This is a genomic window from Filimonas lacunae (genome assembly GCF_002355595.1).
Classification (GTDB): Bacteria; Bacteroidota; Bacteroidia; order Chitinophagales; family Chitinophagaceae; genus Filimonas; species Filimonas lacunae.
Genome location: NZ_AP017422.1, coordinates 1,375,367 through 1,393,558 on the forward strand (window position 1 = coordinate 1,375,367; position 18,192 = coordinate 1,393,558).

11 protein-coding genes are annotated in these 18,192 nt (G+C 45.7%); 7 read left to right on the forward strand and 4 right to left on the reverse strand.

Features of this window, described 5'->3' with window-relative positions; genetic code table 11:
• Positions 1-39: 39 nt before the first annotated feature.
• From FLA_RS31120 to FLA_RS05720, 4 genes are all read right to left on the reverse strand, one after another.
• Complete coding sequence (locus FLA_RS31120; protein ID WP_144264186.1) at positions 40-366, reverse strand: hypothetical protein; 327 nt, start codon at positions 364-366, stop codon at positions 40-42.
• A gap of 262 nt (positions 367-628) precedes the next feature.
• On the reverse strand, positions 629-1,588 hold the full coding sequence (locus FLA_RS05710; protein ID WP_096510712.1) for an IS3 family transposase: 960 nt from the start codon (positions 1,586-1,588) through the stop codon (positions 629-631).
• A complete protein-coding gene (locus tag FLA_RS05715; RefSeq protein WP_076383029.1) occupies positions 1,585-1,983 on the reverse strand; it encodes a hypothetical protein in 399 nt (132 codons plus the stop codon). The genes FLA_RS05710 and FLA_RS05715 overlap by 4 nt, the downstream gene beginning before the upstream one ends.
• A 100-nt stretch (positions 1,984-2,083) precedes the next feature.
• Positions 2,084-2,992 (reverse strand): AraC family transcriptional regulator, encoded by a 909-nt coding sequence (locus FLA_RS05720; protein WP_076380201.1) that lies wholly within the window; start codon positions 2,990-2,992, stop codon positions 2,084-2,086.
• A 138-nt stretch (positions 2,993-3,130) separates the two neighbouring features.
• On the opposite strand from FLA_RS05720, the gene FLA_RS05725 reads away from it, so the two are divergent.
• The 7 genes from FLA_RS05725 to FLA_RS05755 all read left to right on the forward strand — a co-directional run bounded on the left by FLA_RS05725 (position 3,131) and on the right by FLA_RS05755 (position 18,190).
• A complete protein-coding gene (locus FLA_RS05725; RefSeq protein WP_076380200.1) occupies positions 3,131-5,908 on the forward strand; it encodes a family 78 glycoside hydrolase catalytic domain in 2,778 nt (925 codons plus the stop codon).
• Between the two features lie 240 nt (positions 5,909-6,148).
• Entirely contained in the window at positions 6,149-6,817 is a 669-nt protein-coding gene (locus FLA_RS05730) for a DUF3826 domain-containing protein (RefSeq protein ID WP_197705860.1), read from the forward strand.
• A 141-nt stretch (positions 6,818-6,958) separates the two neighbouring features.
• On the forward strand, positions 6,959-10,111 hold the full coding sequence (locus FLA_RS05735) for a SusC/RagA family TonB-linked outer membrane protein (RefSeq protein ID WP_076380233.1): 3,153 nt from the start codon (positions 6,959-6,961) through the stop codon (positions 10,109-10,111).
• A gap of 18 nt (positions 10,112-10,129) precedes the next feature.
• Positions 10,130-11,956: a RagB/SusD family nutrient uptake outer membrane protein gene (locus FLA_RS05740; protein WP_076380198.1), complete on the forward strand. Its 1,827-nt coding sequence runs from the start codon at positions 10,130-10,132 to the stop codon at positions 11,954-11,956.
• Positions 11,957-11,999: 43 nt separating this feature from the next.
• The gene (locus FLA_RS05745; RefSeq protein WP_076380197.1) at positions 12,000-13,649 is read left to right on the forward strand and encodes a polysaccharide lyase; all 1,650 of its coding nucleotides are present in this window, start codon (positions 12,000-12,002) and stop codon (positions 13,647-13,649) included.
• 70 nt (positions 13,650-13,719) lie between these two features.
• Entirely contained in the window at positions 13,720-16,815 is a 3,096-nt protein-coding gene (locus FLA_RS05750) for a DUF6298 domain-containing protein (protein WP_076380196.1), read from the forward strand.
• Between the two features lie 4 nt (positions 16,816-16,819).
• Positions 16,820-18,190, forward strand: coding sequence for a glycoside hydrolase family 140 protein (locus FLA_RS05755; RefSeq protein ID WP_076380195.1), 1,371 nt, complete (start codon positions 16,820-16,822; stop codon positions 18,188-18,190).
• Positions 18,191-18,192 lie beyond the last annotated feature (2 nt).

Genomic DNA, 18,192 nt, shown 5'->3' on the forward strand with positions numbered 1-18,192 from the left:
CATTGTCAGTGCTTTGGAGGTTGGTTTAGCGACTTTTGGTCATTTGAAATTTACTGTGGGGATCATCCAAGCTACTGTGGGGATGATCCCCACAGTAGCCAGACTCATCGCCATAGTAGTGGGGATGATCCCCATAGTTGCTAAACTCATCGCCACAGTAGCTTGGATGAGTCCCATAGCTGCTAAACTCATCGCCACAGTAGCTTGGATGAGTCCCATAGCTGCTAAACTCATCGCCACAGTAGCTTGGATGATCCCCATAGCTGCTAAATTCATCGCTACAGTAGTGGGGATGAGTCCCATAGCTGCTAAACTCATCGCTACAGTAATGGGGATAAGCCCCATAGCTGCCAGACTCATCGCCATAGCAGTGGGGATGAGCCCCACTGACCCGTCCTAAAAAAACTTGACAGTAGAGAGCAGTTAATAATAAGTAGTTGTTGCAAGATAAAATTTAATTCTAACATCAGTTTACAGGGGTCTCAGTGATCCTATCCTGATCTGTCAGGATGAGCGCATAAACCTGCTGTCAAAAACAGGATTCTCAAAATCCTGTTTTTTGTTACGTTCCAGCCAGCTCATCCGGGCTTCCTTAACAGGCTTGCGCTTAGTCCTGTTTATGATAAACTTAATCCTGTTTGGCGTTACAGAGCTTCCCTAATCCTACGTTGCTTACTTCTAAGTCCTGATTCTTAATAATATGCTTACTGTAAGTCCGCCAGTTCCTTTTGATTATTCCGGTTAGTTCATGTGCCTGGTCCGGCGTCAGATAACTTAAACTATCATGGGGTCTGCGGCTGTTGTATAAGTTTACGGCAGCCTGTACAGCTTTGGTGGCCTGAACTAGATCTTCAAACTCTTTATTAAGACTATATTCATGCTTTAGAATACCGTTAACCCGCTCTGCTATTGCATTCTGATAGGGATCTCCTTTATGACTCATACTAATATTGATCTGATAGTTTTGCAACTGTCCAACATAATCAGAACAGCAGTATTGTACACCGCGATCAGAATGGTGTATGAGCATGTTCCGCCCAGGCTGCTGTTCATTTAAAGCCATGTTTAGCGCTTCTATGCTTCCACGCGCTGCCAGATTAGGCCACAGGCGGTAGCCAACTATTTTACGACTAAAAGCATCAGTTACAAGACTCAGGTAGCAAAAGCCTTCTGATACTCGCAGATAGGTAATATCACTAACCCAAAGTTGATTTTTACCTGTTAATATCAAGTGCTGTATTAAGTTATCATATTTACGGTAAGGATGGTTGCTATCGGTGGTAATAGCACGCCGTCTGCGATGACGGATAAGCAGGTCATAGCGTTCCAGCATATCAAATAGAGCATCACGGCCCATTTTAATTCCATGCGCCTGTAGCTGAGGTTCCAACAGATAGTAGAGCTTACGGGTACCCAAGCGAGGTTGTTCCTCCCGTATTTCTTTCACCATTTTTACTACAATAGAATCTGTCATTTCCTGCTCAGCCTGGGTGCGTGTAGCATAATACCAGGCTTGACGGGTCTTGCCAAACACTGTACAAAACTGACCTACCCCAATATGAGGGTGCAGTTCTGTAAGCAGGTTCACTGTTTGGCACCAGGCTTTTTTCGGATGGGAATTTTGAGATCATTTTCCGCTACATCAATGAGCGTTTCGAGGGCAATATTCTTGATCTCAGCGTGTTCAAGCTGCTTTTGAAGCAGTTTTACCTGCTTCTCTAATTCTTCCAGCTTCTTTTTTTCCGCTTCAGTCATTGCAGGTAAAGTTACTACCTCAGGAGGATATTGCTTACAAATCAAACGAATCTGTGTGTCGCTTATACTCAATTCAACCGTTGCCTGAGCTACGCTAACGCGTCCATAATGAATCTCACGCGCCAGCCAGCGCCGAAAACTTACTTCGTAATGATTGATACGGGGATCATCACTCAGCTTCACCCCAATTACGTTTTTAAAACTCTTGATCTGACTGTTTTTAGCCATCTTCTTTTCAGATTTAGGCTCTTAACTGTCAAGCTATTTCAGGACGAGACACAGTGCCAAACTTGCCGCTACAGGAGTGGGGAGGATCGCTACAGCTGTATTATTCCTGCCGCATGCTCCTGTACGTAGTAGGGGGCACGCCAATAATCTTCCGGAAGCGTCTGCTGAAATAATAGGGATCATCAAAGCCCATGCTTAGTGCAATATCCTTGATAGAGCGATTGCTGAGCGCTAATTGCTGACTCGCTTTCTGCATTTTCATTTGTATAAAATAATCGATAGGGGCGTAGCCGGTTTTCTGTTTAAACAGGCCGGAGAAGCGGGAGGGAGAATAATTATAATGCTGGCATAGTTCGTTCAATGTAATATTATCACTGATATGTTCCTGCATAAACACGATAGCGCTGTCAATACAGTCTGTGCTGTCGTGCGGTATTTGTGTAGTGTGTTTGGCATTATATATAAATAATGTAATAAAGTGCGACAAACACATATTGGCAAACATCAGGTTATCGGTACTGTAACCAAGTTCCAGTGTCTTATATATACGGGTGAATAAAGTAAATATATCTTCGTTGCTTTTAATATACGTAGGCTTCATACATTCCCGTGTAGCATGCATGTTGTTGAACTCTGGCAGGTAATTGCCGCCAAAGTGTACCCAGTAAATGGTCCAGGGGTTGTCTTCATCGCTGCCGTAGGAATGCTCTACGTTTTGTGGCAGTATAAAAAATTCGTTAGCGCTTACTTTAAATTGTTTATCGCCCAGTTTATACCAGCCTTTACCATCGATGCAATAGAACAGGAAGTTTTCGGGCAAGCCCTTTTTACGATAAGTATAATGCCCGTTGGCTTTGGGATAATAACCTAAGCCGCAAATATGTAATTGTTGTAACCAGGGGTTGGAGTGTACTCTTGATTTCAATACGGGTTTAGGAATTTCAATACGCTGGCGTCCCTGACCATACCATACGTTTTTATGCGAGCGTCCTTTTTTGTTCTCTTCCATAAAGCACTTTGAAGCAGGGAAATAATACTATTTCCGCAATCGTTATCACTATTTTTTTGCAGGCGGCATGACAGTTAGATTCTGATTAAACTGTATTTTGAGCGGCCCAATCAAGGTTTAAAACTAACGAAAAACCAGATGAAGTATAGAATTGTTTCTGCCATTGTGAATGTTTTTTTTGTATCCGTCCTTTCTGCACAGCCCGTACAGGTACAACAATTAACGTGCGAATATTTTACCAATCCCGTAGGCATAGGCGCTGAAAGCCCCGTTTTTGGCTGGCAACTGCTTTCGCAGCGTAGTAATATAGTCCAGCAGGCCTGCCAGGTGCTGGTGGCCGAAAACCCAGGTTTGTTATCAGAAGGCAAAGCCGATGTATGGAATAGTGGTAAGGTTGCCACACGTGCATCGGTAAACTTTATATATAAAGGAAAAAAACTATTACCCGGCCATACGTATTACTGGCAGGTGCGTGTGTGGGATAAAAACGGCGGCGTGTCGGCCTGGAGCCAGGTCGCAAAATTCACTACTGCATTGTTTGATATGCAGGATTGGAGTAATGCCCGATGGATTGGTTTTGAAGATCTGGAAGATAGTATGCGGGTTGTGCCTGGTGTGCATTCCCCCGATAAAAAGAAAATACCCGCAGGCCGTGTGGTAAAGCGGGCTACCATTCCTTTGTTTCGCAAGGAATTCGCGGCCACCAAACGGGTAGCACAGGCGCTGGCTTTTGTAAGCGGACTAGGCCAGTATGAAATGAATGTAAATGGTGCTAAAGTGGGAACCGGCTTTTTAACACCAGGCTGGACATTTTACGATAAACGTTGCCTGTACAATACTTACGATATTACCAATAGGATCACGCAAGGCAAAAATGCCGTTGGCGTTATTGTAGGCACAGGCTTTTACTATATTAACCGGGAAAAGTATTTTAAACTGTTAACGGCTTATGGCATGCCTAAGTTGCTGTGTAAAATACAGATAACCTATACAGATGGTACACAGGATGTGATAGTGTCTGGTCCGGACTGGAAAACAGCGCCTTCAGCTATAACCTACAGCAGCATGTACAGCGGTGAAGAGTACGACGCCCGTTTAGAACAGCAGGGATGGGATAAGCCTGGTTTTACAGAAGCCAAATGGAAACCTGCTTTACAGGTAACTGCACCCAGGGGTATACTCCAGGCCGAGAATGATTACCCGGTAACTGTAAAGCAGGAATTAGCGGTGCGCACCATACAGCAACCTGCACCAGGCATAGCGGTATACGATTTCGGGCAAAATGCTTCCGGTATTGTAGAGCTGAAAGTAAAGGGCAAAAAAGGCCAGGCTGTAAAGTTAACCCCTGCCGAACTACTGCTGGAAGATGGATTGGCGAATCAAAAAGCCACCGGCAAGCCGTATTATTTCTTATATACTTTAAAAGGCGATGGAGAAGAAACCTGGCGTCCGCGGTTTAGTTACTATGGTTTCCGCTATGTGCAGGTAGAAGTGTTGCCCGACAGCGCTACCAGTGTAACCGAACTGCCCACGGTAACAGGCTTAACCATGCTGCACACCAGCAATGGCGCGCCGGCTTCGGGAAGTTTCAGCTGTAGCAACCCCTTGTTCAATCGCATTGATACATTGATACAATGGGCCATTAAAAGCAATGTGCAAAGTGTGGCCACGGATTGCCCGCACCGGGAAAAGCTAAGCTGGCTGGAACAGGATTACCTCATGGGAGGTTCTATACAACACAATATCAATGTATATCACTTATATAAGAAACTGGTGTGGGATATGATGGATGCACAAACCCCGGAAGGTATTGTGCCGGATATCACCCCGGAATACGTGTTTTTTGATGATCATGGTTTCGGTTTCAGAGACTCGCCGGAATGGGGCAGCGCCAGCGTGATTGTGCCGTGGCTGGTATATAAATGGTATGGTGACACAGCTTTGTTGCGACAGGCGTATCCTATGATGAAAAAATATGTGGCTTACCTGCAAAGCAGGGCGGATAAACAAATACTGGATTATGGATTGGGCGACTGGTACGACCTGGGACCGCAAAGGCCGGGCGTAGCCCAACTCACCCCTAAAGCACTTACTGCCACCGCCATTTATTATTACGATGTGGCTTTATTAAGCAAAGTGGCTGCTTTATTAAAAAACACCGGCGAGGCCACTGGCTATGTACAGCAGGCGGCTGCTATTAAAACTGCCTTTAACACCCGCTTTTATAATGCCGCTACGCATGTGTATTCCACCGGCAGCCAAACGGCAATGGCTATGCCTTTGTGCGTGGGACTGGTAGATGAAGCGCATAAAACCTTTGTTTTCAATAATTTGGTAGACTCTATCCAGGCCGGTGGCGGCAAGCTCACTGCCGGGGATATCGGCTTTCATTTCCTGGTGCAGGCATTGCAGGAGGGTGGGGCTTCCCAACTGCTGTATGAAATGAACAACCGCGATGATGTGCCCGGCTATGGCTACCAGTTGAAAAAGGGCGCTACAGCGCTTACCGAATCGTGGCAGGCGTTAAAAGAAGTATCCAATAACCACCTGATGCTGGGGCATATTATGGAATGGTTTTATGCAGGCCTGGCCGGCATTAACCAGGAAGAAAGCGCTACAGGTTATCAGCAGCTGGTAATACGTCCGCAGCTGGTAAATGGCATCGATCATGCAAAAGCTACCTACCAGAGTGTATATGGTCCTGTAACCAGTGGCTGGCAGCAAAATAGTGCAGGTGTGGTATTTGATTTTGACATTCCGGGTAATGCTTCCGCAACGGTATATGTGCCCGTTCCGGCTGGTGGTAAGATATTACAAAACGGAAAAGCGCTACAACAAGTGGTGCGCAGTGGAAAAGGTGTGGTGAAGATAGCGCTGGGATCGGGCCTGCATAAGCTGGAAATCAGCAAATTATAAGCAATAAGCGGTATCTTGCAACGGCATATCAGCAAAAGGCAGATCTGTCGCTGTGATGGAATATTGTGTTTGTACGGCTAGTGACTGGAAATAATCGGTGAAATATTATGCGGAAAATGTGCGGCCGGAAAACTTTGTGAAATAGTAAAATGTTCCATCATAATAATAGAATCTGACATTGTTGCCCGTTTCGGGTAACGATAATTTTATCATTGTAAAGCCAGAAACTAATAATAATTTATGCAACGATTGCTGAAGACCTCTATAACGATGTTATGCTGCCTTTTTACCGTAACGATGCCTTTGTTTGCCCGCAACGATGAAGATACAGCCTACTTAAGAGTGATAAACGAACGCGCTGCCAAAATTGTAACCTCCTTACATGTTACCGATGCTGCCAAAGCAAACGACGTGCAACAGGTTATTGCGCAGCAATACTTCTCCTTAAACAATATCCAAACGCAGCGTGATTCGGGCATCAGCACTGCCAAGCGTACCATTGAAGATAAGGGCATGCTCGACCTGCGTGTAAAAACCATCCAGTCAGAAGCGGCAGAGCAAACAGAAGAACTGCACAAGCAATACGTGTCAAAATTAGCCGCACTGTTAACTGCCGACCAGGTAGATAAAGTAAAGAACGGGATGACCTATAACGTATTGCCCAATACCTACAATGCTTATATGGATATGCTGCCTAATCTTACCGAAGCGCAAAAGAAACAAATACTCATCTGGTTAACAGAAGCACGTGAGCATGCAATGGATGCCGAAACATCTAAGAAAAAGCATGAATGGTTTGGCAAGTACAAGGGCCGTATCAACAACTACTTATCCGCTGCGGGAATAGATATAAAAAAAGAAGGAGAGGAGTGGCAAAAGAGAATAAAAGCACGTGGCGCATCATTGTAATATAATCCAGTAAGTTAACGAAATTTCCCATTTTATACGGTTGGCAATTGCTCTAGTTTCGGCCCTCCGTAAAACAATATCCTTAAAAAGTGAATGAGTGGCTATAGGGCCGCTTGTTACATAATGATTCAATTTGCATTTATGAAAAAGTTATTGCTTGTCTTTGCAGTACAGCTGCTCTTGTTCAGCTGTCTCCCCGGTTATGCAAGGCATTTTAACGCACCTGATCACATTATCACAGGTAAAATCACTAATGAAAAAGGCGATCCTTTAGATAATGCTACGGTGCAGGTAAAGGGATCACGGACTTCTACCAAAACAAAATCAGATGGTAGCTACAGCATTTCCGTTCCCAACGATAGTGCTGTATTGGTGTTTTCATTCGTGGGCATGGCCAAGCAGGAAATTAATGTAGGCGGCAAAAGCACACTGGATGTAAAGCTATCGACTACCGATACCAGTTTGGACGAAGTAATTGTGGTGGGCTATGGTACACAAAAACGCTCGCACTTAACAGGTGCAGTGGCTACCGTAGAAATGAAAAGCATACAGGACATACCAGCGGGTAACCTGGCCGAAGCTATTAAAGGCCAGATGCCGGGGGTGCAGGTTTCAGGAGGTTACAGCCGTCCCGGCCAACCTGCCACCATATCGGTACGTAACCCTATCTTCTTTTCTAAAGATGGTGGATCTACCAACCCATTGTATATTATAGATGACATCATGCGCGAGCCTAACGACTTTGCGTTACTGGATGCCACCGAAGTAGAAAGCATTACTGTATTGAAAGATGCAGCCGCTGCTATTTATGGTATACGTGGCGCTAACGGCGTTATCATTGTTAAAACCAAGCGCGGTAAATCAGGTCAGGCTGCTATTTCCTATAGTGGTTCGTATGGTATAACAGATGCGGTGGCTAAACCTAAAATGATGAGCGGCTACCAGCAGGCTATTTACCTGAACGATTTAAACTATGCAGCCGGTAAAAATGCAGATGATCCTTCTATCTACACTGCCGATGAACTGGCCTATTTTCAGGCGCATGATTATAACTGGTTAGATATGGCCTGGAAAAAAGCCAGCCAGATGAGACAGACCATTAACGTAAGCGGTGGTTCGGACAAGGCTACTTATTTTGCCGGTTTAACATACAATACCCAGGATGGTAATTTCTCCGGTACACGTTATAACAGGTATACTTTCAGGGCCAGCTCTGACATCAGGGTGGCTAATGGTTTAAAACTGGGCTTATCATTAAGTGGTAGTCTGGATGAGAACAAACAGGTATTTTCCAAACAAGGTGGTGAAGCACTGGATAACGACTGGAAAACCTTAACTACTACTTCCCGCTTTAATCCTCCTTATGTAGATGGCAAGCCGGTGTTGTTAACTACCGCTACTAACTCTACCATTGATAACTATCACTTCTTTGCTATTCAAAACTCCGGCAACTTTACCCAAACTAAAAACACGGGTCTAAACTTCCAGGGGCAGTTAAGCTATGAAGTGCCTTTTATAAAAGGATTGAAAGCTGCATTAAACTTCAATAAAAACCTGGCCAATACTTTTGGTAAACAATATGGTACCAAGTACAATGTGTATGAGTTTTCTATGTTAGGAGATCACAAACACATTTATGGCGGTACTGTTAACCGTACTATACAATTGAACAACGGCGACAGAGTAAGGATAAGCCCCGGTTACACAGATGTATATCAACTGAACGGTGTACTTACTTACGATCGCAGGTTTGGTAAACACCAGATTACTGTGTTGGCTGCTTACGAACAAAGCGAAACCAGCACCGACCAGGTAAATGCCATGCGCGAGGGCGTTATTGTAGGTGGCTTACCTAACATGAACTATGCTACCGGTACCAACACTACAGATGAAACACAAAGTGAAAGCGGTCGTTTAGCATATATAGGCCGCGTGAACTATAACTATGCCGGTAAATACCTGGCAGAACTTACTTACAGGGGAGATGCCAGTGCCAACTTTGCACCGCAAAACCGCTGGGGTTATTTTCCTTCTTTAAGTTTAGGCTGGGTTATCTCCGAAGAAGGCTTCTTTCGCAGGAATGTAAAATCAGTGGATTATTTAAAACTGCGTGGATCGGTTGGTTTACTGGGTAGCGATAACACCAGAGCGTATCAATACTTAGTGAACTATGTCATTCAAACCGGTAAAGCACCTGTGTTTGGTGGTAACCAGGACAGAGGTTTAGCGGTATTGGCCAACACGGCTATTGCCAACGGCGGTATTAAATGGGATTCTGATACCAAAATCAACGGTGGTATTGATACCCGTTTTCTGGATAACAGGCTGAGTGTTTCTGTAGATGGATTCTTCGATCACAGGTATAATCAGCTGGCAAGCCTTACTTCTTCTGTATCCTTGCTGATTGGTGCAGCGGTTCCTCCTGAGAACTATGCAAAAACCAACAGCTTTGGTTATGAAATTTCTGCCACCTGGAAAGATAAGATCAACAAAGACTGGTCGTATAACGTGAATGCCTTCCTGTCATGGAGTGATAACAAAGTGTTGATTGCAGATGTGCCTGTGGGTAACCTGGGTACTTACCTGGATCAAACCGGAAGATCAAGCGACATGGGCGTGCTGGGCTACCGTTATGCAGGCATGTTCAGAACACAGGCCCAGGTAGATGAATACCTGGTTGCACATCCCGGCTACACTATTTTTGGTGCTGCGCCAAAACCTGGTATGCTCAATTATCAGGATGTAAGAGGTCCGAAAGTAGATGGTGTATACACCAAACCTGATGGAAAAATCACTGCGGATGATCTGGATTATATTGCTCCTAAATCAAGCAACCACTATGCGGGTGGTATTAACTGGGGTGTTACTTATAAAACAGTTAGCCTGAATGTGTTGATGAACTATAGCTTTGGTGGTAAAGCCGCTGTAGAAAGCGGTGCACGCACACAAGGTACAGCTACCTCCAACCGTCCTGAGTTTTGGGCCGACCACTGGACGCCAGACAATCCGAATGCTTCTATGCCAAGTCCTTACTATAAAGACAACTACAATGTGGCGAGTGATTTCTGGTTGAAAAACGGCTTTACATTCGGTGTAACCAACCTGAACCTGTCTTACGCGGTGCCATCGCAATGGACTAAAAAAGCGGGCTTAAATGGTGGTGCAAGAGTATTCTTTATTGCTACCAATCCGTTTAACTTCTATAATCCGTTCAGCTACCGTTCTAACCTCAGCAACTACGATGCGTATCCAGTGCTGAAAGGTTATTCATTAGGCTTAAACTTAGGTTTCTAACCGGTAAAAACGATTGAAATGAAAAAGAGTAACATTATAATAGGTTCTTTGGTAGGTATACTGGCCCTGGCTGGTTGTAATAAAGTAATGGATAAAACGGATTTGAAAACCGTACCCGGTGATCTGATCTTTAACGACAGCGCTATAGCCAAACTGAACCTGGACAACATATACGAAAACAACCTTCCTACCTGGGGCGGTGGTACCGGTATTGGTGATTTGAATGGTTTGAATGGTAATTTAAGTGATGAGTCATACGGCGAATCGAAATACTTTGAAGGTACTATTACCAATACAGATGTAAAGGATTATGGTACTGCATTGGATAAGGGAAACAACTATGGTAAAATCAGAACCATCAACATGTTTCTCCGCGATATGAACGCTTCTCCATTAGAGCAATACACTATTAATACCTATAATGCACAGGCGCTGTTTTTCAGGGCATGGCGTTATTTCGACCTGGTGCGCATTTACGGTGGCGTTCCATTGGTGCTTACGCCATTAGAAGCAGTAGGTAATGAAGCTAAAATGGATGCATTACTGCCACGTAACACCACCGCAGAATGTATCAAACAAATTGTATCCGACCTGGATACAGCTATCAAATACCTGCCGGGTAAATATACTGCCACCAGCGATTGGGGCCGTATTACCAGTGGTGCAGCAGCTGCATTCAAAGGCCGTGTATTATTAACCTATGCCAGCCCGCAGTTTAATCCTAACGATTTACAGGAAAGATGGCAGGCAGCTTATGATGCTAACCTGCAGGCAAAAACTTTACTGGATGCCAATGGTTTTGGCCTGTTCGCTTCTTACAACGACATGTGGTTTACAGAGGTGAATAACCCAGAAGCAGTAATGGTAACCGGTTATAATACTGCTACCGGCGATCAGACTAAAAAGAATAATTCTTATGATAACTCTACCCGTCCTTCTTACTTAGGCACTGGTGGAGGTTCTAATCAGCCTTCGTGGGAGTTGGTAAAAGCGTATCCTATGAAAGATGGTAAAGCGCCTGGTGCATCTGCTACTTATACCTACTCCGATCAGTTATTTTATAAAAACCGTGATCCACGCTTTAACAGCACCATTGGTTACAATGGCAGCACCTGGAGCATTAACGGTATTACCACTTACCGTTTGTGGACATACTTCTATAAAAACAGTAACAACGCCACCGTTACCTCTGAAAACAAAGCCAGCAACACCGGTTTTTATTTAAAGAAAGCGATTACTACAAGCGGTACTGCCAGCACTGCACAATATGCAGGTACAGACTGGATGGAAATTCGTTATGCAGAAGTGTTGTTGAACCTGGCAGAAAGTGCAGTGGGTATTAATAAGCTGGGTACCAGTGATGAAGGTTACGCTGGTTTAGTGGCCATCAGAAAAAGAGCGGGTATTGAAGCGGGTGATGGGTTCTATGGCCTTACATCAGGCTTAGACCGTGCCGGCTTATTTAGTGCTATCTTATACGAACGCCAGATAGAGCAGGCTTTTGAAGGCAAGCGTTTCTGGGATTTAAGAAGATGGAAACTGATAGAAAGCACCTTGAATGGTAAGCGCAGGAATAAAATGGTGATCACTTTAAAAACAGGTGCAGGCATACCCACCTTCACAGAGCTGGCCGATCCAAACAGTGCCAACTATCGCGATAAACTGAACCTGGATGATATGTATACTAACTATTTCACATTGGCTCCTGCTTCACTCGATACCAAGTATGCTATCAACTGGCAAAGTACTTATTACTTTTTCCCAATACCACAGGATGCTATTAACAACAATCCTAACCTGGTGCAAAACAACAATTGGGGTGGAAATTTTAACCCACTGCAATAAACTATAGAATAAATTATTAGTCTAAGAATTAAAGAAGAATAATATGAGAGGTAAATCAGTGTTGTTTGCTGTTGGCTTGCTGGGCCTTACTTCTGTAACCCGGGCGCAGTATCCTTCCATACCACCGGATATACAGAAATGGTCAGATTCTTTAATGAACGCTGCTACTAAGCATTCCGATTCGGCATGGCAAATAGCGTATCCTATTATACAGGAAGAAGCCAGGCACGGAAGGCCTTATATTCCCTGGGCTTCCCGTCCGGTTGATTTACCACAGGCAGAGATACCAGCATTCCCAGGTGCGGAAGGTGGTGGCAAATACAGTTTCGGTGGCCGTGGCGGTAAAGTGATTGTAGTTACCAACTTAAACGATGATGGCCCCGGTAGCTTACGCTGGGCTTGTGAACAAGGCGGTGCCAGAACTATTGTATTCAATGTATCAGGTATTATTCGTATCAACAGTCCATTAATTATCCGCGCTCCTTATATCACTATTGAAGGACAAACGGCACCAGGTGATGGTGTTTGTATTGCAGGTGAAACGGTGTGGATTAACACCCACGATGTAATTGTGCGTTACATGCGCTTCCGCAGAGGGGAAACCAATGTAGGCCGCAGGGATGATGCTATTGGTGGCAACCCGGTAGGTAATATCATGATTGATCACGTAAGCGCCAGCTGGGGTTTAGATGAAGACATGAGTATGTACCGTCACATGTATAACGATAGCACGGGTAAAACAGAAGAGAAATTACCTACAGTAAATATTACTATACAAAACTCTATCTTCTCAGAAGCACTGGATACCTGGAACCATGCTTTCGGTAGCACACTGGGTGGCGAAAACTGTGCCTTTATCCGCAGCCTGTGGGCAGATAATGCAGGCCGTAACCCCTCTATCGGATGGAACGGTATTTTCAACTTTGCCAACAACGTAGTGTTTAACTGGGTACACCGTTCTACCGATGGTGGTGATTACACAGCTATGTATAATATCATTAACAACTACTACAAACCAGGTCCGGCTACGCCTACCAATAGCAACATTGGTCACCGTATATTAAAACCAGAAAGCGGTCGTAGCAAATTGAAGTACCGGGTATATGGCCGTGTTTATGTGCATGGTAATATTGTAGAAGGCAATGATGCTGTAACCAAAGACAACTGGAATGGTGGTGTGCAGGTAGAGGAATTGCCAAATGCAGGAGAATACACCGCGGCTATGAAATGGAACAAACCATTGCCGATGCCTGAAATGACCATTCTGCCTACATTGGAGGCCAGGGCCTATGTTTTACAGAATGCAGGCGCTACATTGCCTAAAAGAGATGCCGTTGACCTTCGTATTGTAAAACAGGTTACTACCGGTAAAATTGAGCCTACTGAAAATGTGAAACTGCCTGAAACACAATTCAAGCATCGCAGAATGCCTATCGATTCTTATAAAATAGGCATTATTACAGACGTAGCGCAGGTTGGTGGTTATCCTGAATACAAAGGCACTCCTTATAAAGACAGTGATAACGACGGTATTCCTGATAGCTGGGAAACAAAGAACGGCTTAAACCCTAACAATGCAGCAGATGCTTCGCAGCTGAGCAAAAAAGGGAATGGATATACGAACATAGAAGAGTTTTTAAACAGTGTAGTAGATGTAGCAACTGTTACACCTGCTGCTAAAGCTAAGAAGTAAAAATCCGGATGTGTTGAATAGAATAAAATATCTATATACGATTTGTTTTGTTGCGTGTTGTACATCAGCCATGATGCCCGTTGCAGGGAACGCGCAACAAAAGAAGCCGGTTAAACCCCTGCCACCAGTATCCTTAGGAGCCGGTGGCAGGCTTGTTTATACTGCCGATGAGCAGGGTAATCGTATACCTGATTTCTCGTACAGTGGCTATATGGGCGGCAGTGTATCTGTGCCCGTTGCACCCGTGAGGGTAGTGGTGCCTGTTGCCAAAGGGGATAACACCCGTCGCATACAGGCAGCATTGGATTATGTAGCTGCTTTACCAGCAGATAAACAGGGAATACGTGGCGCTGTGCTGTTACAGGCAGGTGAATACCGTATAGAAGGCGGCCTGGCTATCAAAGCTTCCGGCGTGGTATTACGTGGCAGCGGTTCCGGTGCCAATGGCACGGTGCTGCTGGGAGCCGGTTATACCCGGCAAACGTTGATTACCGTGGGAGGAGTGAATAACCGCCGTTTACAAAGCAGTCATGCCGTTACCAGTGTGTATGTGCCGGTAAATGCCATGAGCCTGCAGGTGGCCGATGCAGGTAGTTTTAAAGCAGGGGATAAGGTGGTGATACAACGCCCTTGTACCGCTGCCTGGATAGAGCAACTGGGTACTGATCATTTTGGCGGGGGCATTACCTCGCTGGGATGGAAACCCGGCCAGCGTAACCTGCAGTGGGACAGAACCGTTACCGGTGTAAAAGGAAATGAACTGCAACTGGATGCACCTATCACTACTGCATTGGATACTACTTATGGTGGTGGCACCGTTGCGGCTTATAGCTGGCAGGGGCGCATCAGCCAGTCAGGTGTAGAAAACCTGCGCCTGCGTTCGGAGTATGATGCTGCTAATAGTAAAGACGAAGACCATCGCTGGATGGCTATTGTGATAGAAAATGCTACGGATATCTGGGTAAGGCAAATGGTGTTTGAGCACTTTGCCGGATCGGCAGTGGCTATACAGGAAACAGGCAGCCATGTTACGGTAGAAGATGCGCAGTCATTACAGCCGGTTTCTGAAATAGGCGGACAACGCCGTTATACCTTCTTTACTTCCGGACAGCAGTGTTTGTTTCAGCGTTTATATGCAGAATACGGTTATCACGATTTTGCTACCGGGTATTGTGCGGCAGGCCCTAATGCCTTTGTGCAGTGCGAGTCGCATTTGCCCTTTAGTTTTAGTGGAGGCATAGACAGCTGGGCTTCGGGTGTATTGTTTGATATTGTAAATGTAGACGGTGAAGCGTTAAGCTATAAAAACCGCGGACAGGACGGGCAAGGTGCAGGATGGGCAGCTGCCAACAGTGTGTTCTGGCAATGCAGTGCTGCACGGGTAGATTGTTACCGTCCGCCAGGTGCCCAAAACTGGGCGTTTGGAACCTGGGCGCAGTTTTCGGGCGATGGTTACTGGGATAATTCTAACGAAAGCATTCATCCACGTAGCTTATACTACGCACAGCTGGCCGACAGGCTGGGCAGTGAGGTGGCAGCACGCACATGGTTGCTGCCGGTGGAAACAGAAGCTTCCAGCAGTCCTTCTGTAGAAGTGGCGGCAGAGCTGACAGCGCAGGCGGTACAACCCCGTAAAACGCTCCGTGAATTTATAGAACAAGCAGCTACCAGAGTACCCTTACCTACAAGCAACAATGGCGTTAAAACCATTGAACAGGTAGGGGTGCCGGCAGCTAATATCATAACAGCAGCAGGTATCATGCAGGTGAGCAATGGCTGGCTGGTACGTGGCAGTAATGTGTTAACGGGTATCCGGCGCGAAGTGCCCTGGTGGAATGGCAGTGTGCGCCCACATGGGTTGCCGGAAGCCAAACCGCATATTACCCGTTTTGTACCTGGCCGCACCGGCACCGGCTTAACCGATAACCTGGATGATATGACCGACAGCATGAAGGCCACCGGCATGATTGCACTGGATCATAATTATGGTTTGTGGTACGAGCGCAGGAGGGATGATCATGAACGTATACGCCGTATTGATGGCGAAGTATGGCCCCCGTTTTATGAACTGCCTTTTGCACGCAGCGGACAGGGAAGCGCCTGGGATGGTTTAAGCAAATACGATCTAACAAAGTATAATAAATTTTACTGGGGCCGTTTACAACAGTATGCAAACCTGGCAGATGAAAAAGGCCTGGTGCTGATACATGAAAACTATTTCCAGCACAACATTATAGAAGCGGGTGCCCACTATGCCGATTTTCCATGGCGCACAGCGAATAACGTTAACAACACAGGCTTTCCGGAGCCGGTGCCTTATGCAGGTGATAAGCGCATTTTTATGGCCGAGCAGTTTTACGACATCAGCAACCCCGAACGTCGCAAACTACATCGTGCTTATATACGCCAGTGCCTGAACAACTTTGCCGCTAATAATGGAGTAGTGCAACTGATAGGGGCAGAATTTACAGGCCCGCTTCACTTTGTGCAATTCTGGATAGATATAATACAGGAATGGGAAACAGAAACGGGTAAAACAGTAGTGGTAGGTTTAAGCACCACCAAAGATGTGCAGGATGCTATTTTACAGGATGCTGCACGTGCGAAAACGGTGAACCTTATTGATATCCGTTACTGGCACTACCAGTTTGATGGCAAGTCGTATGCACCCGAAGGCGGGCGCAACCTGGCTCCACGCCAGTGGGCGCGTTTGTTAAAGCCCAAAAGAAGTTCGTTTGAGCAGGTGTACCGTGCAGTAAGCGAATACCGTAAACAATATCCGGGTAAAGCCGTGATGTATTCCGGTGATGGCTACGATGCTTTTGGCTGGGCCGCTTTTATGGCCGGTGGCTCGCTGTGTAATATACCGGCGGTGAACAGCGCTTTCCTGGCAGCTGCTTCCGCTACTTTGCCGGCAGATACTACCACAGGAGAAAGTGGTTGTTACTGGTTAACACAACCTGGTAAAACCTATATCCTGTATACTACAGGAGCTACAGCTGCACCTTCCTTAAACCTTACAGGTGTACAGGGCAATTTTGTAATACGCTGGATAAACGCACGCACCGGTGCTGTGGAAGGGAAAGAAGAAAAAGTGAAAGGTGGATCGGTGATACAATTACAGGCGCCTAAGGCCAATGCTATTGCCTGGGTGAATAAAGTATAATCAGATGAATAAAGTATATACCTTTTTTTGTTGCTGTTTACTGCTGGCTATGGGTGGCGTAAAAGCCCAGGCATTACCCGGTTTAAAAGTATCGGCCAATCACCGCTACCTGTTAACCGCAGATGGTGATCCTTTCTTCTGGCTGGGCGATACCGGTTGGCTGTTGTTTTCCAAACTAACAAGGGAGGAAGCGGTGCAATACCTGGAAGACAGAAAGGCCAAAGGCTTTAACGTAATACAAGCCATGGTGCTGCATACCGTGAAAGCAAAGAATGTGTATGGCGATTCGGCATTGGTGGGCAAAAACGTAGCCCGCCCGCTGATAAAAAAAGAACATGATTACTGGCAGCATGTCGATTACATTGTAAAGGCAGCAGAAAGCCGGGGCATATACGTAGCTATGGTGCCTGTTTGGGGCAGCGATGTAAAGGGCGGGCTGGTAAACAGTAAACAGGCTAAAACCTATGCTACCTTCCTGGCCAACCGTTATAAAGGCTTCAGCAATATTATCTGGATGAATGGCGGCGATATCAAAGGCAGCGATTCTATACAGGTATGGAACACGATTGGCAGCACCTTATACCAGCTGGATAAAAACCACCTGGTTACTTTTCACCCGCGTGGCCGTTATTCTTCCTCTGCCTGGTTTCATAACCAAAGCTGGTTAAGCTTTAACGTGTTTCAATCGGGCCACCGCGATTATAGTCAGGATACTTCCAGAGGGGAATGGCATTATGGGGAAGACAACTGGAAGTATGTACAGCGCGATTTTAAACTGCAACCAGCGAAACCTTCTTTTGACGCAGAACCCATTTACGAAAATATACCACATGGTTTACACGATACACTGGCCGCTAAATGGAATGCCGGTGATGTGCGCCGTTATGGTTACTGGAGCGTGTTTGCCGGTGGGTGCGGTTATACCTATGGCAACAACGCGGTAATGCAGATGCGCAAGGCCGATGAAACCGAAACCGGTGCTTATGGTGCCAGGGATTACTGGTTTGATGCCATTAACAATCCCGGCGCATCGCAAATGATACATATTAAACAGTTACTGTTATCGCGTCCTTACCTGGAGCGCGTGCCCGATGCTACTTTAATTGCAGAAGGCACGCAGGGCGAGCGTTATAATTACCTGGCCGCTACGCGTGGTAAAAAATATGCTTTTGTTTATACCTATACCGGTCGCAACATTACTATTGCGCCGGGTAAAATACAAGGCAACACTATTAAAGCACAGTGGTATAACCCACGCAATGGGGAGTACATCGCTATTGAAACGTATGCCAATACTGCCACTAAAACCTTTGACCCTCCGGGTGAGCCCGCAGCAGGAAACGATTGGGTATTGGTTTTAGACAGTACAGATTAACG